This is a genomic window from Arthrobacter sp. CAN_A1 (assembly GCF_015751665.1).
Classification (GTDB): domain Bacteria; phylum Actinomycetota; class Actinomycetes; order Actinomycetales; family Micrococcaceae; genus Arthrobacter_D.
Genome location: NZ_JADOUR010000002.1, coordinates 291,356 through 307,388, shown reverse-complemented (window position 1 = coordinate 307,388; position 16,033 = coordinate 291,356). Strand labels below are relative to the sequence as shown.

Annotated in this window: 18 protein-coding genes and 1 pseudogene; 12 read left to right on the top strand and 7 right to left on the bottom strand. The window is 62.8% G+C overall.

Annotated elements, in window-relative coordinates; all coding sequences use genetic code 11:
- Positions 1 to 109: 109 nt before the first annotated feature.
- Entirely contained in the window at positions 110 to 772 is a 663-nt protein-coding gene (locus IWX62_RS04260; RefSeq protein WP_196840112.1) for a peroxiredoxin-like family protein, read from the top strand.
- A 97-nt stretch (positions 773 to 869) separates the two neighbouring features.
- Here IWX62_RS04260 and IWX62_RS04255 read toward each other — a convergent pair whose 3' ends face one another.
- On the bottom strand, positions 870 to 2,036 hold the full coding sequence (locus tag IWX62_RS04255; RefSeq protein ID WP_196840111.1) for a M14 family zinc carboxypeptidase: 1,167 nt from the start codon (positions 2,034 to 2,036) through the stop codon (positions 870 to 872).
- A gap of 156 nt (positions 2,037 to 2,192) precedes the next feature.
- Positions 2,193 to 2,678 (bottom strand): Cys-tRNA(Pro) deacylase, encoded by a 486-nt coding sequence (ybaK, locus tag IWX62_RS04250; RefSeq protein ID WP_196840110.1) that lies wholly within the window; start codon positions 2,676 to 2,678, stop codon positions 2,193 to 2,195.
- Positions 2,679 to 2,824: 146 nt separating this feature from the next.
- Between ybaK and IWX62_RS04245 the strand changes: the two genes are divergently transcribed.
- Positions 2,825 to 3,367 (top strand): hypothetical protein, encoded by a 543-nt coding sequence (locus tag IWX62_RS04245; protein ID WP_196840109.1) that lies wholly within the window; start codon positions 2,825 to 2,827, stop codon positions 3,365 to 3,367.
- A gap of 86 nt (positions 3,368 to 3,453) precedes the next feature.
- On the opposite strand, the gene IWX62_RS04240 is transcribed toward IWX62_RS04245, so the two are convergent.
- The gene (locus tag IWX62_RS04240) at positions 3,454 to 5,511 is read right to left on the bottom strand and encodes an acyltransferase family protein (RefSeq protein WP_196840108.1); all 2,058 of its coding nucleotides are present in this window, start codon (positions 5,509 to 5,511) and stop codon (positions 3,454 to 3,456) included.
- Between the two features lie 173 nt (positions 5,512 to 5,684).
- On the opposite strand from IWX62_RS04240, the gene IWX62_RS04235 reads away from it, so the two are divergent.
- Positions 5,685 to 5,894 carry a DUF2945 domain-containing protein gene (locus IWX62_RS04235; RefSeq protein ID WP_196840107.1) on the top strand — a complete coding sequence of 70 codons (210 nt, stop codon included), beginning with the start codon at positions 5,685 to 5,687 and terminating at the stop codon, positions 5,892 to 5,894.
- 3 nt (positions 5,895 to 5,897) lie between these two features.
- Positions 5,898 to 7,115 carry an NAD(P)/FAD-dependent oxidoreductase gene (locus IWX62_RS04230; protein WP_196840106.1) on the top strand — a complete coding sequence of 406 codons (1,218 nt, stop codon included), beginning with the start codon at positions 5,898 to 5,900 and terminating at the stop codon, positions 7,113 to 7,115.
- Here the strand turns inward: IWX62_RS04230 and IWX62_RS04225 are convergent.
- Positions 7,112 to 7,357: a MerR family transcriptional regulator gene (locus IWX62_RS04225; RefSeq protein ID WP_333483212.1), complete on the bottom strand. Its 246-nt coding sequence runs from the start codon at positions 7,355 to 7,357 to the stop codon at positions 7,112 to 7,114. The two genes, IWX62_RS04230 and IWX62_RS04225, sit on opposite strands and share 4 nt — an antisense overlap.
- A gap of 134 nt (positions 7,358 to 7,491) precedes the next feature.
- Here IWX62_RS04225 and IWX62_RS04220 point away from each other — a divergent pair.
- From IWX62_RS04220 to IWX62_RS04205, 4 genes and pseudogenes are all read left to right on the top strand, one after another.
- A pseudogene (locus IWX62_RS04220) lies at positions 7,492 to 7,683 on the top strand (Hsp20/alpha crystallin family protein); the annotation flags it as partial.
- A 100-nt stretch (positions 7,684 to 7,783) separates the two neighbouring features.
- Entirely contained in the window at positions 7,784 to 8,155 is a 372-nt protein-coding gene (locus IWX62_RS04215) for a hypothetical protein (protein WP_196840105.1), read from the top strand.
- 218 nt (positions 8,156 to 8,373) lie between these two features.
- On the top strand, positions 8,374 to 10,047 hold the full coding sequence (locus IWX62_RS04210) for an alpha/beta fold hydrolase (RefSeq protein WP_196840104.1): 1,674 nt from the start codon (positions 8,374 to 8,376) through the stop codon (positions 10,045 to 10,047).
- A gap of 91 nt (positions 10,048 to 10,138) precedes the next feature.
- The gene (locus IWX62_RS04205) at positions 10,139 to 10,774 is read left to right on the top strand and encodes a uracil-DNA glycosylase (RefSeq protein ID WP_333483208.1); all 636 of its coding nucleotides are present in this window, start codon (positions 10,139 to 10,141) and stop codon (positions 10,772 to 10,774) included.
- A gap of 66 nt (positions 10,775 to 10,840) precedes the next feature.
- Here IWX62_RS04205 and IWX62_RS04200 read toward each other — a convergent pair whose 3' ends face one another.
- Positions 10,841 to 11,440, bottom strand: a complete 600-nt coding sequence (locus IWX62_RS04200) for a class I SAM-dependent methyltransferase (protein ID WP_333483207.1) — start codon at positions 11,438 to 11,440, stop codon at positions 10,841 to 10,843.
- 60 nt (positions 11,441 to 11,500) lie between these two features.
- On the opposite strand from IWX62_RS04200, the gene IWX62_RS04195 reads away from it, so the two are divergent.
- Genes IWX62_RS04195 through IWX62_RS04185 form a run of 3 tightly spaced genes read left to right on the top strand, consistent with a single transcriptional unit; the run spans position 11,501 to position 12,877 of the window.
- Positions 11,501 to 11,674, top strand: a complete 174-nt coding sequence (locus tag IWX62_RS04195; protein ID WP_196840102.1) for a hypothetical protein — start codon at positions 11,501 to 11,503, stop codon at positions 11,672 to 11,674.
- Positions 11,674 to 12,159 carry a Pr6Pr family membrane protein gene (locus IWX62_RS04190; RefSeq protein ID WP_196840101.1) on the top strand — a complete coding sequence of 162 codons (486 nt, stop codon included), beginning with the start codon at positions 11,674 to 11,676 and terminating at the stop codon, positions 12,157 to 12,159. The genes IWX62_RS04195 and IWX62_RS04190 overlap by 1 nt, the downstream gene beginning before the upstream one ends.
- Positions 12,152 to 12,877 carry a YqjF family protein gene (locus tag IWX62_RS04185; RefSeq protein WP_196840100.1) on the top strand — a complete coding sequence of 242 codons (726 nt, stop codon included), beginning with the start codon at positions 12,152 to 12,154 and terminating at the stop codon, positions 12,875 to 12,877. The genes IWX62_RS04190 and IWX62_RS04185 overlap by 8 nt, the downstream gene beginning before the upstream one ends.
- A gap of 45 nt (positions 12,878 to 12,922) precedes the next feature.
- Here the strand turns inward: IWX62_RS04185 and IWX62_RS04180 are convergent, their stop codons facing one another.
- Entirely contained in the window at positions 12,923 to 13,138 is a 216-nt protein-coding gene (locus IWX62_RS04180; RefSeq protein WP_333483206.1) for a hypothetical protein, read from the bottom strand.
- An 89-nt stretch (positions 13,139 to 13,227) separates the two neighbouring features.
- Entirely contained in the window at positions 13,228 to 13,914 is a 687-nt protein-coding gene (locus IWX62_RS04175; protein WP_196840099.1) for an SDR family oxidoreductase, read from the bottom strand.
- A gap of 259 nt (positions 13,915 to 14,173) precedes the next feature.
- Here IWX62_RS04175 and IWX62_RS04170 point away from each other — a divergent pair, with 259 nt between their 5' ends.
- Positions 14,174 to 15,919, top strand: coding sequence for a choice-of-anchor I family protein (locus IWX62_RS04170; RefSeq protein ID WP_333483205.1), 1,746 nt, complete (start codon positions 14,174 to 14,176; stop codon positions 15,917 to 15,919).
- Positions 15,920 to 16,033 lie beyond the last annotated feature (114 nt).

Below are 16,033 nucleotides of genomic sequence, written 5' to 3'. Positions count from 1 at the left end.
CTATTCCCGCTACGTGTTGCGCGATGTTACCGAGCCCTAGCCATACGGGGTGCGACTCCTCTAGCGTCTGGGACAGGCAGTATGACCAGCCCCCTCGGAGGAGAACACCATGTCCGGCACCATCGCAGAACAGGTAGACCACTTCAACACTGGCTTCACTGCCCAGATTGGACCCCAGCTGTCGGCCGTCTTCGCGCGGGAGCAGCAGGATCTCACCCATCAGGTTCTGCCCGACGGAGTGGTTGTGGAAGGGGACAGGGTTCCTGACGCGGCCCTAGTTGCCGTGGACGGTTCGCCGATTGGACTGAGCGAAGCGCTCGCCGAGGGTGCCGCCGTCGTCGTCTTCTACCGTGGCGCGTGGTGCCCCTATTGCAACATCACCCTCAAGACGTACCAGCGGGACCTGCTCCCCACGCTGACCGAGCGCGGCATCCAGCTCATCGCCATCAGCCCGCAGACGCCGGATGGCTCGCGCGCCGCCGTCGAGAACGGCGAGCTGGGCTTCACCGTGCTGTCGGATCCGGCATCCCAGCTCGCCCGCCACCTGGGGCTGCTGACCGAGCCGAGCCCCGACGCCCTTGAAGCGCATTCGGAGCTGGGCTTTGACGTGGCGGACAGCAACGCCGATTCAACGGCCGGCATACCGTTCCCCACAGTGCTGCTGGTGGACCAGGGTGGCACGGTCCGTTTTGCCGATGTCCACGCCGATTACACCCAACGCACCGAGGTGCCACAGATCATTGAGGCGCTTGACCGGCTCGACCACGTCTGACTCGTTCGTGCCTTTCTTTCATGGCAACGGCGACCGCGCATCAGGTGAACATCGATGCGCGGTCGCCGCCGTTGAGTGGAATTGCCGTGCTGTGGAATTACGGGGTGACCGGGATAATTCCTGCGTAGTCGGTCTGGTAACCGGTTACCGGGGCGTGCGGAATCTCTTCCCAAACCTCCGGATCAACGCTCTGGACCTCGTCGGTGGCAAGTCCGAGTAACAGCGTTTCCATGGCGAGGATGTTCTGTTGAATGCTCTTTCCCCGTGCTTTCTGCCCCAGTGACCCGTCGCTGGTGTTACCCGAGGTCTCGAAGAACACCACCGGGTTGGAGTGCCCCGTGGGGTTCAGGCCCTGGTAGTTCAGGCCCAGCATCATCGCTGATACCACGCCACCCTTGATGTCGATTTCCAGGCTTCCGCCTACCGAGTAGCGGTCCATGTTGATGAAGCCAGACTTGCTGAGTTCCTGATAGACGTATCCGTGCATCTGGCGGGTGAGGATGTCATACTCCCCGTTGGCCAAGGTGGGCAGGGTTGGCCCGCCCGGTGCCAGCGAGATACCCAGCGAAAGGGTGACGTCGTCGCCGGTTCCATACTCCTGCTTCAGGCCCTGATGGTGAATGTCGATGCCGTATTCCGGTTGAACCATGGTCCAGTACTCGTAGAAGGCGAGGGATTCGCTGGCCTGGAACTTGTCCGACACCCAGTCCCTGTTCAGGTCGACCCGCTGCTCGTTTCCGGCCGCGTCAAGGAGGGGAGCGTTGGCGACGTCGTCCCATAGGACGGTCTGTCGAATGTTGAGTTCGCTTCCGTCAGGGTTGTACATGGGGATGAAGTGGATGGTGAAGGCATCCCGGATTTCCTCGTAGTTACTCGAGCCGTTGGTTCCCAGGTTCTTGAGCAAACTCAGGATCGACTCCGCGCCATAGGGTTCGTTGCCGTGAATTCGACCCTGGACCCAGACATCCTGCGGTCCGTCGCCGACGGTGGCGACATAAAGGTCGCGGCCCTGCTCGCTCTTGTTGACTGTGGTTCCGGCTTCTTCAAGGGTGAAGACGTCGACGTCGTAACGGCTGTTCCGCTCAAGTTTGAGGAGATCCTTCACCATCCCGTCATAGGTAAGGATGCTTGCCGTGTTGGTGTTCCCCTCCGTTGACGGAAAGTTGCCGTCCGCCATTGCGGGACCGCCGCCGAGCAGCGGAAGGGCAACCACCGATGCCGCGCCCACTGCCCAGAGTTTGGTGGATCTAAAAAATTTTCCCATGCTGAAATTCCTCCATTGACTGCGTTGTCATTTGCGGCCCGCCCCTGGGGCGGGTGCCAGAATAGTACTTGCCACAGGTAACTAATGTCACGCAAATCACCTATGTTTCGGGGATTCCTCTGAAAGGTGCTGGGGTGGGTGCTTGTTCTGCGGTCTTCAGGCAGCCGCGATAGGGGCGATCCGGGCACTGATTACCCGGATCAGATCCACCGGGGCCAGCTCAATTTCCAGTCCGCGGCGCCCGCCGGACACTAGGATGGTCTCGAATTCCAGGGCCGACTCATCAATCACCGCCGGGCTGCGGTGCCGCTGACCTACCGGGGAGATTCCGCCCAGCACATATCCGGTCCGGCGCTGGGCAACGGCAGGGTCTGCCATCGCCGCCCTCTTCTTCCCACAGGCGGCGGCCAGTGCCTTCAGGTCGAGGGTGCCGGAGACGGGGACAACGGCGACGGTCAGGGTGCCGTCGACGTCCACCATCAGCGTTTTGAAGACGCGGGAGGGCTTGATGTTGAGGGCCGTTGCGGCCTCGACGCCATAACTGCCCGACGCCGGGTTGTGGGCGTAGTTCTGCACGATGAAGTGAACCCCGGCCGCCGTCAGGGCCGCGACGGCGGGGGTGGACTGCGATGGGCGGTTCATGCGGGAAGCCTAGTGGATGCGGACCAGAAGGCCATGTTTGGGGGTCTGATGAGCGGATTGGTAACAACACAGCCGCATAGTAAGTATGCTTAGGTTATATTCTTCTCCGTCACCAGACGGAAGACCGATAGCAAGGAGCGATCATTATGGCTGGAAATCTTTTGGCACGATCTGTCCACGATCTCAGCGCCGCCGCCTGGTTCGGCGGAACGTTGATGGGTGCTGTGGGCCTCAATGGCGCTGCAGCCGAAGCTAAGGATCCGAAGGAACGCACCCGGCTGGCCTCCATCGGTTGGGCCAAATGGACCCCCGTGCAGGCTGCCGCCTTCGGCGCCCACGCCATCGGTGGCATTGGCCTGATTCTCGGCAACAAGGGCCGGGTTGCCGGACAGGACGGTGCCTTGGCAAATACCACGATCAAGTCAGTGGTAACCGTAGCCGGAATGGGCCTGTCGCTCTACGCTGGCATCCTCGGCAAGAAGGTCGGGGAGCTCGCCGATCAGGGTGCGCAGGGTGCAACCGAGCCCGGCGCGTCAAGCTCACCTGAACTGGCAGCGGCCCAGAAGCAGTTGAAGGTTGTTCAGTGGATCCTGCCCGCAGTCAGCGGAGCGGTCATCGTGCTCGGCGCGCAGCAGGGTGAAATGCAGCGGCCCAAGAACGTCTTGAGCGGGTTCACCAACCGCCGCTAAGGCAAAAGTGGCTTCTTGAGAGCCGGAAGTCAACGACAGAAGGGACGGGCCCACGGGCCCGTCCCTTCTGTCGTTAACTCAGTGCATTAATTCAGTGCGTCGTGGAAGCGTTGCTCAAACTCGGGTAGCGACGTCCTGGTGTAGGTGGTGGTGAGGTGGTTGTCGTCAAGGTAGACATAGACGTTGCCCACCACGGGGCTGCAGATGCCGCCGGGGCAGATCAGGTCGGTGAGGTCCATGAATCCCAGCGCCCCGCCGGTCTCTTGGGCGGATGGCAGGGGTGCGGTGGCAGGGAGTTTGTCGGCCAGCGGGAAGTTGCATTCCTCCCCGTCCTCGCCGTGTTCCTCGACGCAGGTGATCATGTTGAGGGGGAACCGTGGGTTGTCGCGGATCGCGACCACCTGGATGCCTTCCTTTCCGAGGATGGCGCTGGCGTCGGCGAGGCCAGTGACTGGACGCTCGGCCGTAGTCTCCTTGTCGGAGATGGTCCCCATGGTGAAGACGACGTCGGGCTTCAGCCGCAGCGCGTACTCTGTTGCCGCCTCGTTGAACTCGTTGCACTCGGTGGAGCGTTTGTCACTGGCTATGCCGTAGCTGCATCCCCCGTTGAGGAGCGCTGTCACCTGGTAGTTGTTGCGTGATGCCATGAGTTCCATGGGCTCCAGCCACTGCTCGGCGTGAGAATCGCCGATCACCAGGATCTTCTTCTCGGGCGTACCTTCAGCGGCGGCGAAGGAGCAGCCACGGGCAGCGAGATCATTGCCGACCGGAGTATGCTCCCCTTCGCATTTGTTGCTGAGGACCCCCCATTCCGCATCGAGGCTTCCCAGGTCCGGGATGGGTGGTGAGTCTCCGGTGGAACGGTCGACGAAACCAGCCATGAGGGAGTAGGCGCCAGGATTCTGGGTGTCGGACTGGCTGACCAGTGCCTGAGCCTGCGCCCGCATGACCAGCTGCACGCTCGCCACGGACACTGAGACCAGCGCGATGCATGCAGTAATCAGGACGAGGCTGCGCACTTTGCTGGCTTCAACCCGGGGAAGGTTGCGCAGGGGCCGTTCGACGAAGCGTGTGGTCAGGTATGCGAGGCCGAGCGAGAGTCCAATAATGCCCAGGCCGCCGACCGGTCCGACGATGGTCTGCCCCCGGACGACCAGGTAGATGACCAGGATGGGCCAATGCCACAGGTACAGCGCGTAGGAGAGGTCACCCATTTTCACCAGGGGTGCCCAGGAGAGAAACCTGTCAGCCCCAAATCGGCTTCCGGTCTGGCCCGCCGTAATGATCAGCGCCGCGGAGATGAGCGGCCAGAGCGCAACGAATCCGGGGAATTCGCCCTCGACGTCGAGCAGGTAGCCGACACTGAGCATCCCGGCCAACCCAACCCACCCCGCGGCGACGGCGGCGGTTTTGGGGAGCTTCACGTACGGCAGCACCAGGGCCAGGAGGGTGCCCAGGGCGAACTCCCACAGCCGGGTTCGCGTATCGAAGTATGCGTAGGACTGGTTTGATTCGGTCTGGATGATCGAAAAGCCGAGCGAGACCACGAAGATTGCCCCGAAGATCACCCCAGCGACAGCCCTAAACCGCAGGTGAAGCCGTTTGGCGAGGATGCTCGCTGCGAGGAACAGCAGCGGCCACAGGATGAAAACCTGGCCCTGAATGGACAGGGACCAGAAATGCTGGAGTGGGCTCGCGACGCTGGTATCGGCGTAGTAGTCGACCGACTCGGCGGCGAGGAGCCAATTCTGGACATAGAAGAGGGACGCCCATGACTGCTCAAGCACCATGCTCCACCGGGCACGGGGCAGCAGGAGCACTGTCGCTGCGAGGGTTCCCAGGAGGACGACGACCACCGCGGGCAGCAGGCGTTTGAAGAGGTGTGCCCAATGTTTGAGGAGGGTGAAGGGAGCCGCCCGGTTGGACTTGCGCACGAAGGTCACCGTCATCAGAAACGCTGAGATGAGGAGGAAGATGTCCACGCCGCCAGAGACCCGGTCAAACCAGATGTGGTAGGCGGCGACCATCAGGACCGCGAGTGCGCGGAGCCCCTGAACCTCAGGGCGATACCCTTCCCGCGTCCCGGCCGGTGTGTTCCGCAGGAGGCGACGACCGTGCGTCGCTGTGGTTGCACCGTCCCTCATGAAAGTCCCTTCGCCGTCGTGCCGGTTGATGTTCCCCGGACGTCACGTCAACGTGGTCCACATGGGACCCATCTTTTCATAGGTCGATTGTCCGGCACTAAACAGGCAATTCGGATGTGCTGTGCTGAACTGCCCGTAGGCTGGTAAGCACACTGTCAATCAGAGGAGTCACCGTGGCACTGAGCAAGGGCACAACCGTGGAGTGGAACACCCCGCAGGGCACCACCCACGGGAAGATCGTGGAGAAGAAAACCAGCGACTTCCAGCTGGATGGCAACACCCACCGCGCCAGCGACGACGAGCCGCAGTACATCGTCGAGTCGGGCAAGACCGGCGCCCAGGCAGCGCACAAGGCCAGTGCGCTCACCGAGAAGTCAGGCTAGGCGATGGCCGCCGCCCAAGGCCCAGCTGAAACCCACCATCAGGTCGTCGTGATTGGTGGCGGCAATGCCGGGATATCCCTGGCGGCTCGTCTGCGCCGATACGGCGCCAAGGACATTGCCGTCGTAGAGCCTAGCTCCGACCACCTTTATCAACCGCTGTTCTCCCACATCGCCGGGGGGACGGCGGAGGTCGCGGAAGCTATCCGCCCGCAGGCCTCGGTTATTCCCCGGGGGGTCACCTGGATCCAGGACGCCGCCGTCGACGTCGACGGCGGGCTTAACGCTGTCCGGCTCGCATCCGGCGCGACGGTTCGTTACGACCAGCTGGTGGTCTGCCCGGGCATCCAGAAGGATTGGGATGCTGTGCCCGGGCTGGCGGACGCGATGGCGTCGGAGCACGGAGCGTCAAACTACGAGATTGAGCTTGCGCCGAAGGCCTGGACGCTGTTGCGCACCCTGCGGCAGGGCACCGTCGTGTTCAATCTGCCTCCGGGCCCGCTGACCTGCGGGGGAGCGGCGCAGAAACCGATGTACCTCGCCTGCGACTACTGGGCCCAACAGGGCGTCCTCAGCAAGATCCGGGTGGTACTGATTGTTCCGACGTCCACGGTGTTCCCCGAAGCCGTGGCCAACGAGGAGCTCAACCGCAAAATCGCCAAGTACGGGATAGAGCTGCGGGTCAACAGCGAGATCACCGGGGTGGATGCGGTTGGGCGCACGGTGACGGTCCGGGATAACGCTGCCGGCAGCAGCGACACCGTCGCCTACGACGTGCTGCACGCGGTTCCGCCGCAGTCCGCACCGGACTGGCTCAAAAGCACCGACCTCCCGGCCCCCGGCGACGTCTCGGGGTTCGTCGAGGTGGACCCTGAAACGCTGCGGTCCGTCAGGTATCCCGCCGTCTGGTCCCTCGGCGACGCTGCGGCCACCCTGAACTCCAAATCCGGCGCTGCCCTTCGGCAACAGACTCAGGTGGTCGCCAAGAACTTGATGGCGGCGCTCAAGGGGAAGAGCGGCAGCGCCAGGTACAACAACTATTCGGCGTGCCCGTTCACCGTGTCACGGTCCACGGTGGTGTTCTCCGAGTTCGACGACCAGTATCGGGCGAAGCCCTCTATCCCATGGAAGGGGATCATGCGGGAGCGCCGCGCCACGTTCATCCTGGAACGCCGCATCCTGCCCCGGGTGTACTGGAAGCTGATCCTCAAGGGGCGCGCCTAATCCGCCGCATCCAGTTCATCCCGTAGCCTGCCGTTCGCGGCCTCCAGGACAAGGACCATCTTGATTCCCGCAAGGTTCAGGCCTTCACCCAGAAGGTAATCGATGCGCCGAAGGGTCACCAGGTCCGGCTCGCTGTACTTCCTGGTCCCGCCCGGGGTCCGGGCGGGGTCGAGCAAAACCTTGCGCTCGTAGAGGCGTAGGTTCTGCTGGCCCATGCCCACGAGTTCGGCCGCGACAGAGATGGCTTACACCCCGGTACTCGGATCCTGCTTGCCGGACAACCCAGCACCTCCTCCCGCGCCATTCAACTGGCGGAAATCTCCTCTTGCATCAGTTTCTCACTGGTGCTATAAAAAATCTATGCCAGTCACTACACGAGCTGATCGCCGCAGAGCGTCCCCGGGGAGTGTTCAGCAGGCAACTGATCCTCGGTGACACGCTGGACACTGACCGCGTCAAGGCCAGTTACGACGGCGGCGTCCTGACGCTGCGTATCCCGATCGCCGAGAAGGCCAAGCCACGGCGGATCGAAAGCAATGAGCAGTCCCTGCGGGAGATCAACGCCTGACGCGCGGGCGGCAGCGAAGCAGGGGTGGTTCCCGCTGGGGGCAACGGGGGCCACCCCACTCGCTCCAGCTGTCAGTGTTCAGGGATGAAAGGAGGATGCAATGTCCGGATGGCGCCGATACGACGCCCAGCTGGTTCCCGCCTTCTACGAGCGCTTCGAGGAACGCTGGGGGAAGGGTGCCGCACCGTTCCTGGACCCGGCGTCGGGGGCTGAACCCCTGCCCTGCGCGCAGTGGATCAATGTGGACACCGGAGCGGCGGTGGCAGCGGTCCCCATCTGGGGTGACGACCAAACGCAACGTTCCTTTGGCGTTTTCTACCTCCCGCCGCAGGGCGACATCTGGGTGCTCCGTCCCGGCAGTACGGCGTACTTCGAAACCAACGACGCCGCCGACGAAATCTCACTCCGCAACGACGCCTTCAAGAAGGCGGTGGCATTCGCGAAAGGCTTCATCTATGGCGATGACGCCTGAGGTCGCTGCTCACCCGGTCTCAGCAGGTTCTAGTCGTCTTCCGCATCGGCAACAAATTCCTTAAGTTCGTTGATGATGGGCCTCCTCTACTAAGCACGCTTGCTTTCTTGAAACCCAAGTCGTATTCTCTGCACCGTAGGGTTGCCGCATCTTCCAACGGAGGACCGTCAACGCCTACCACCCCCAAAACCCGCAACAAGCCCGTCAGGTGTATTTTTATGACCTTCACCCAACCCGAAGCCGGGGACGCGCTTACCTGCCGCCTCCGGTCGAACAGCATGCCGGGGGCGGGTTCCAGCACCCTAAACTTCGTTATGGTGCACGGTATCGGGATGTCCCACCGCTACTTTGACCGGCTCCAGAGTGCGCTCGCCGACCACGGCAACACACACGTACTGGATCTGCCGGGGTTTGGTGGAAACCCTAAACCTGGACAGCAGTTGGGAGTCGACGCCTACGCTGCCGCACTCGGGGGAGCCCTCGATCAAGCAGGCGTTCGTTCCTGCGTACTCATCGGCCACTCGATGGGCGCCCAATTTGTGACAGAGCTCGCCGTCCGGCGGCCTGATCTGGTGACGGATCTGGTCCTGATTGGCCCAGTCACCGACCCCTCCCGACGATCCGCGGCGTGGCATTCGTTGGCCCTTGGACTGGATAGTCTGATGGAGCGACCCCTCACCAACGCGATGGTGATGGCAGACTACGCGCGGTGTGGTTTGCCCTGGTATTTCACCGAACTGCCGGTGATGCTCAACTACAGCATCCATGAACGCCTCCCGCTGGCACCTCAGCCGGTGCTCGTGATCCGCGGCAGTAACGATCCGGTTTCCAGGCGCCCATGGTGTCTTCGGCTCACCAACGCCGCGCGGGATGGTCGGCTGGTGGAGATTCCCGGCCAACCCCACGTCGCGCACCGCGGTGGTGCTAAAGCAGTCACCCAGGCGATACTTGCTTTCCTCCAGCGAGTCGAGGATGTGCCGTCGGTTAATGAGGAGTTGCCGGTTAACAGCCGAAAGGGACCACGAGCCGTCCTCTCGCGCGTCCACACTGTGCTCAGCCGGAAAGGTGCTGGCGCGCCGTCATCGGACATCACCGACTTCCACAGCATCACCATCGGCGACCGGGAATGCCGGGCGTACCCACTGATGCACACCGGTGTGAGCACTGCGGGGTCGGTTACCGGTGACCCGACCGCCCAACGAACCTTTGTCTTTATCCACGGCATCGGAATGTCTCACCGCTACTTCACACGCCTCAGCACTGTCCTTGCCGAACACGGGGATACCTATCTGATCGATCTGCCGGGTTATGGCTGGACCGGTAGGCCAGCGAAAAAGCTCACCAACCCGGCCAACGCTGAGCTGATCGGCACCCTGCTGGATGACATTGGGGTTGGCCCGTGCGTTGTGGTGGGTCACTCAATGGGTGTGCAAAGCGCCACCGAGATGGCGATCAGCCGCCCTGATCTGGTGAGCAGCCTGGTCCTGATCGGCGCCGCTGTCGATGCCAAGCAGCGCACAATACTTCGTCAAGCGCCACGGCTGGCCTTCAACTCGGCCCTGGAAAAGCCGCTACTCAACAGCTCCCAATTCCTTGACGTGGTGCGCTGCGGACCGCGCTGGTACATCACTGAGCTCGCGGTGGCCATGGCCTACCGGCTGGAGGAACGCCTTCCGATGGTCAAACAGGCGGTTCTGGTGATGCGGGGCACCAGGGATCCGATTGCTGGCTCCCGTTGGTCCCGGTCCCTGGCCGAGTCAGCACTGCGCGGAGACCTGCTGGAGATCGAGGGAAGTCCGCATGCCGTTCACCACAGTGCCCCCGAGGCAGTAGGAGCGGGAATCATCGATTTCGTACTCCGGAACGAACCACTGGTGGCCTCCCGAAGCTGACTCGGGTCAGCTCGTTCAGCTTGGGCGCGTAAGCTGGAAGACTGCGGACAACATTATTGCCACTTCAGGCATTGTCCGCGAGGAGGCAAAATTGGCACGACGCATGGCGGACCCGGCTTACCGAGCACAGCAGTGGGAACGACGCTACGACCCGAACATCGAAGAAATCAACCGGATGTGTGACACCTTGGCCGAGCAGAAGCCAGACCGTTCACTTCCCTATATTGACCCAGCACATGACCTCGACGAGTGTCGGATTGTGAGCTTGTTCTCCAGCCCCGGCGCAAACCTCGCCTCGGGATTTGTGTCGGCGGAGAACGACGATCAGAGTGCTATCCGCACGGCTGAGATTTACGAAAGCGTTGGGCTTCAGCCCAAGTTCGTGATGCCTTGGAACGTTTACCCCTGGTATGTCACCGAGGTGAAGGAAAAGGCGCTCACTCCAGAGCAGATCGATGAGGGCGTCAAGCCGTTGCTGGCCTTCCTGCAGCGCGTTTCCCGGGCTTCGGCCCTCGTGGCCCACGGCACCGACGCCCACAAGGTGGCACGCCGACTCACCCAGTTGGAGAACCGGGCCATCCAGCGTCGCGGCTTCAAGGTCTACAAGGTGCGCTCCACCGGGGACCGCGCCTTTGCGGGATCCCCGGCGAAGCAGGAGGTGTGGCGCCAGGAAATGCAGGCCGCCTACACCGACGCGATGGCTCGCGCTGGTATCAGCCGCGCCTAAATGCCTCGCGCCTGACGGCGCCCGGAGAGAAGCCTTCATGGCTCTCGCCGGGGGCCGTCCGTCGTTTTAACCGGCGTGTTTGTGGGCGAGTAGCGAGACAACGAACGACGACGTCGGCTGCCACGGTCTGAGGTCCCAGGTGGAGAATTCGCTGTGTCGTTCTAGCCCTGCGGCGTTGACGTCTGCAAAGAGGGTGTCCGTGGTGTACCCGCGGCCGCTGCCGAAGCCGACTACCAGCCTGCCCTCCTCAGTGAGATGACCGGCGAGCCGACGCAGCACCTCCGGCGCCGTCCCGGGCGTCAGGAACGGCAACACATTGCCCGTGCACACGATCAGGTCAAACGTTGCCCCGAGGTCCAGCGTGCTCAGGTCGCTGGTCTGCCACTGCGACCCGGGATGATCGAGTTGAGCCGCGGCGATTAGCTCTCCGTCCGCGTCGACGCCGGTGACCTGGTGTCCCAGCCGCGCCAGCTCCCCGCCGACCCGGCCGGTGCCGCACCCTGCATCGAGAATCCGGCTGCCCCTCGCCGCCATCGCGTCGAGGAGTCGCGCCTCGCCGTGCAGGTCCAGGCCTTCGGCCCGCATTGCCTCGAACCGTTTGATGTAGCGGGCAGAATGCCCTTGGTGTTCACGGTTTTCTGCTGCCCAGAGTGTCTCATCATTCACTGGCACAGCCTACAAGGCATACGATCGAGTCAGGGTTATCGGTCACCGTGGGAGGAACCAATGAGAATTGTCGCGCGAAGCTGGCACGGCGTGGTGGCGTTGATCGGGTTGGTGGGCCTCGGGGCCCAGATAACCGCCCTGATTAATGGCGAAAACTACTCGGTCCTCGGGCTGGCCATGTCGTGGTGGAACTTCTTCAGCTACTTCACCATTCTCAGCAATGTCCTCGTCTGATGGTCAACCTCGATCTAGCCCGCCGCCCATCCGGCAGGCAGCCCACCCTCTGGCAGGTGTTGCGGCTGAACGCCGTCGTCAATATTTCAGTGACCGGACTCATCGCCTTCACCCTCCTGCGGCTCCTCCCCGAGGTGCAGGCTTTGGTGGGACTCGGCCGGTTATCCGACACCCTGCTGCACTACGTGGTGCCGATCCTCACAGTGCTCGGGTGGTTGCTGTTCGGCCCCCGGCCCCGGTTCACTATCCAGACCGTCTGGCTGTCCCTGATATTCCCGGGGGTGTGGCTGGTCTACACACTGGTCCGCGGCGCCCTGGTCACCTGGTATCCATACCCCTTCGTTGACCTCAGGATCATTGATCCGCTCGAGCTCATCATCAACTGCGTCTTTATCGGTGCCATGTTCGTGGGATTCGGGTTTGCCGTCCTGCAGATCGACAACCGAATGAAACCGACCACAACCGAGGAGATCCCGCATGGCTGAATCAGTTGCCTGGCCAGCTGCGCCGCCCCTGCTCAGCTGGCCGATCATGGACCAGGCGTGGCTGGATGCAGTCTTCCTGCACTGGCGGATCCCCGTGGCGACGGCAGCCCAGTTCATGCCGCCCGGCACGGAACCCGACGTGTACGACGGCGACGCCTGGGTGGGATTGATCGGCTTCCGGATGGTGGGCGCGGGGATCGGCTCGGGGATGCCCATACCCTATTTCGGGTCTTTCAGTGAGATCAACGTCCGGCTGTATTCGCGCGAACCGGATGGCACGCGCGGGGTGGTGTTCCTCACCCTCGACGCCTCGCGGCTGGCCGTGGTGCTCGTGGCGCGGGCCGCCGGCATCCCTTACGTCTGGTCCCGGTGCGCCCCCGTGCCCGATCCTGGGCTCGCCGGGTATACGGTGCGGCGGTTCCGGGGTGGTTTGTCGTCGTCATTCGCTGTCAGGCCGAACCGGGCGGTGCTCGCGACCGACCCACTGACGATCAACGTGACGGCCCGCTTCGGACTGCATTCACAGCTTGCGGGACGGACGCTGTTCATCCCGAACACGCACGCCCCGTGGCCGCTGCACCCGGCCACCGTCGACCACCTGGACGACGGGCTGGTGCGCGCTGCGGGAATTGTGGTGGCGGGGCCGCCCGAATCCGTTCTGTACTCGCCCGGGGTGCAGACGCAGTTCGGCAAGCCCCGGGCAATTCCACGGACGTGAGCCGGGGACCCGTCACGAGGGTCCCCGGCCCAGTGCTCCTGGTTCTTATTTCTTTTCTTCGAGCTTCAATGCAATGCCCAGGGCGAAGAAGGTGGGTGCCCAATGGCCGATAAAGATGCCCCAGCGGTCCGATTGCGCCTTCGAATCGCCCTGCTTTCCACGGCTGAGCAGCCAGGACAGCATTGACAGGCCGATGGAAGCGAAACCGCCGAGGTAGGCATGCTCGCTGCGGATACCCATTTCGTTCAACTTTTCAATCACGTGAAACTCCAATGGTGGAAGGTGAGGCTCGGAGTTTCAGTCTTGCACAAATGCGCCTTGCTAGTAAGCCTGCTGATGTTCGCCGGAGGCTAAGCCATGCCGGAGGGCCGAATATTCAGAGACTCAATCACTGAGTCCCTCGAGGCGTCGACGGCCAGCCGGACAGCCTTGGCCACCTGGTCCGGCTGGATCCATTCCTCGGGCCGGTATTCCTTGCCTTCGAAGTCGTGCAACTCCTGCTGCATGTCTGTCGCAACGCGACCGGGGTGGATGGAGCAGACCCGGACCCCATTGTCACGCTCCTCCGGTCGTAGGGCATCGGTAAACGCGCGCAACGCGAATTTTGTGCCGCTGTAGACGGCAGACCCGTCACCCGAGGCGTACCCGGATCCCGAGTTGATGGCCACTACCTGACCCTTCGACTCCCGCAAGGCCGGAAGGAGTAGCCGGGTCAGATTGGCCACTGCAAACACATTGATCTCGAAACTGTTGCGCCACTGCTCAGGCGTGAGATCGGCCACCCGGCCCATCTGCAGGACGCCAGCCGAGTGCACCAGAACGTCCAGCCGCGTGATCCCAGCAACGGTCTCTGGGGCCAGGTCCGTCAGCTCCGCTGCGAACGGTTCAGCGGAGGGGAAGTCGCCGGCGAGGGCTGCAAGGGCCGCGCCGTCGCGCCCGCCCAGCAGCAGATGGTGGGTGGGGGCGAGTTCGCGGGCGATGGCAAGGCCGATGCCCCGTGAGGCGCCGGTGATCAAGGCAACAGGCAGTTCAGTCATGGTCCACATCCTATGTGCGCCCCCTCGCGTGTCAGAAAAGTGGCAGGAATGCAGGTAAGCGGCGGCGCCACCGCGATGCTGCGGGTGAGCCACTTTTCCGGGCCAGGTTCCCGAAAGGTTTGGCCAGAGTTCACTCACCGTCTCCTTACCGGTCAATACCGGCCCCAATGATGGTCTGTGAGGTCGATGAACTGATGCCCTTCGGGGTGACGTAGCTATTCCGACACCACCCAGCCGCACCTATCGAGGGACATCCATCGTGAAAAAGCTCAGCCAGCGGGTACTGATCACTGCGACGGCACTCGTCTGTTCAATCGGTATCGCCGCGCCGGCCACCGCTAACGTCGTTGCGGACCCGGTCAGATTTTCGGCAGATCGTGCTGCCCTGTCGCTGAGTCCGATCGGCACCTATGAGACAGGGGTCTTCGACGCAAGCGCCGCCGAGGTAGTTACCCACTACCCGGGCGCGCAACGGTTGTTGGTAGTCAACGCCGCCGCCGGCCTGGTCGAGGTGCTGGACGTCAAGAATCCGGCTCAGCCCGCCAAACTTTTTGACCTGGTGTCCGAGGGTGTTCGGTCCGGTGACGGGTCAACCATTCCCACCGGCGCCGTCGTGAACTCGGTGGCCGTGCGAGCTGACGGCCTCGGAGTCCTTGCGGTGGAGGCTCCAGTCAAGACCGACCCGGGGTGGCTCGTATTCTTTGACGCGAACGGCGACGGCGAAACTCTCGGCGCCGTGCGCGTTGGTGCCCTCCCCGACATGGTCACCTTCACTCCACGGGGAGACCAGGCCGTCGTTGCCAATGAGGCCGAGCCAGCCGAAGACTATTCGGTGGATCCCGAAGGATCAGTCTCGATCGTGAAGCTCAAGCACAACAAGATAGAGCTCCCACGGCAGAAAGACGTGAAAACCGCTGGCTTCCGTTCCTTCGAGAACAAGTTGCCCGACGGCGTGAGGATCTTCGGTGGGCGTGAGGACGCCACCGGGGTGGCACCGAAGTACCCGGTGTCCGAGAATCTCGAACCCGAGTATGTGACCGTTGCCAAGGACGGCAAGACGGCATACGTCCCACTGCAGGAAGCGAACGCGATCGCCGAGGTCAACCTGAAATCGGCGAAGATCACCAGGATTATTCCGCTCGGGACGGTCGATCGGCTCAAGACGCCGATGGATGTCTCGGATCGGGACGACGCCATCAATATCGCTAACTGGCCGGTGAAGGGTTTCCACCAACCGGACGCTATCTCCTCCTACACAGTGAAGGGCAAGACGTACATCGTCACCGCCAACGAAGGCGATGCCCGGGATTGGGAAGGGTACTCCGAGGAGGCGCGGGTCAAGGATCTTGGCGCCGGCCTTCCCCCGATCTGTGACGACTTCGATACGAAGAAGCGCAACGCCGACGGGAGCAAAATGACTGTCGAACAATTGCAGCAGGACGAGAACCTTGGTCGCCTGAACATCACACTCGCCGATGGTTTGTCGGCTGACGGCTCCTGCTATCAGGAGCTGTTCACCTACGGCACCCGGTCGATGTCGATCTGGACCGACAAAGGGAAGAAGGTGTTCGACACTGGCGCCGATTTCGAGCGGATCACCGCAGAGGCGCTCCCTGCGTATTTCAACTCAAACCACAGTGAGAGCAACCTTGAGGGACGCAGCGATGACAAGGGCCCCGAGCCGGAGGGCGTCACCGTTGGCGAAGTGGATGGCCGCACCTACGCCTTCGTGGGTCTCGAACGGGTGGGCGGCATCATCGTGTACGACATCACGTCCCCCGATCACTCAAAGTTCGTCACCTACGTGAACAACCTCGACTTCTCGGCGTCAGTCGAGGAGGACCCGTCAACGCTCGGCGTGGCAGGGGATCTCGGGCCCGAGGGGCTGGACTTCATCAGCGCCAAGGAATCGCCCATCGGTAAGCCGCTCCTCGCCGTCGGCAACGAAGTCAGTGGCACCACGACGATGTTCAGCGTGGACCGGGTTCTGAAGCGCCGGTCGTAGCCCTGTTCCACGACGCCGCTCTGCCAGAAAAGTGGCGGGACTGCGGGATAGCGGCGACCCAACCACTATTGTGCCGGTGGGCCACTTTTCTGGGCCCAGCGTTGCGGGTGGGCC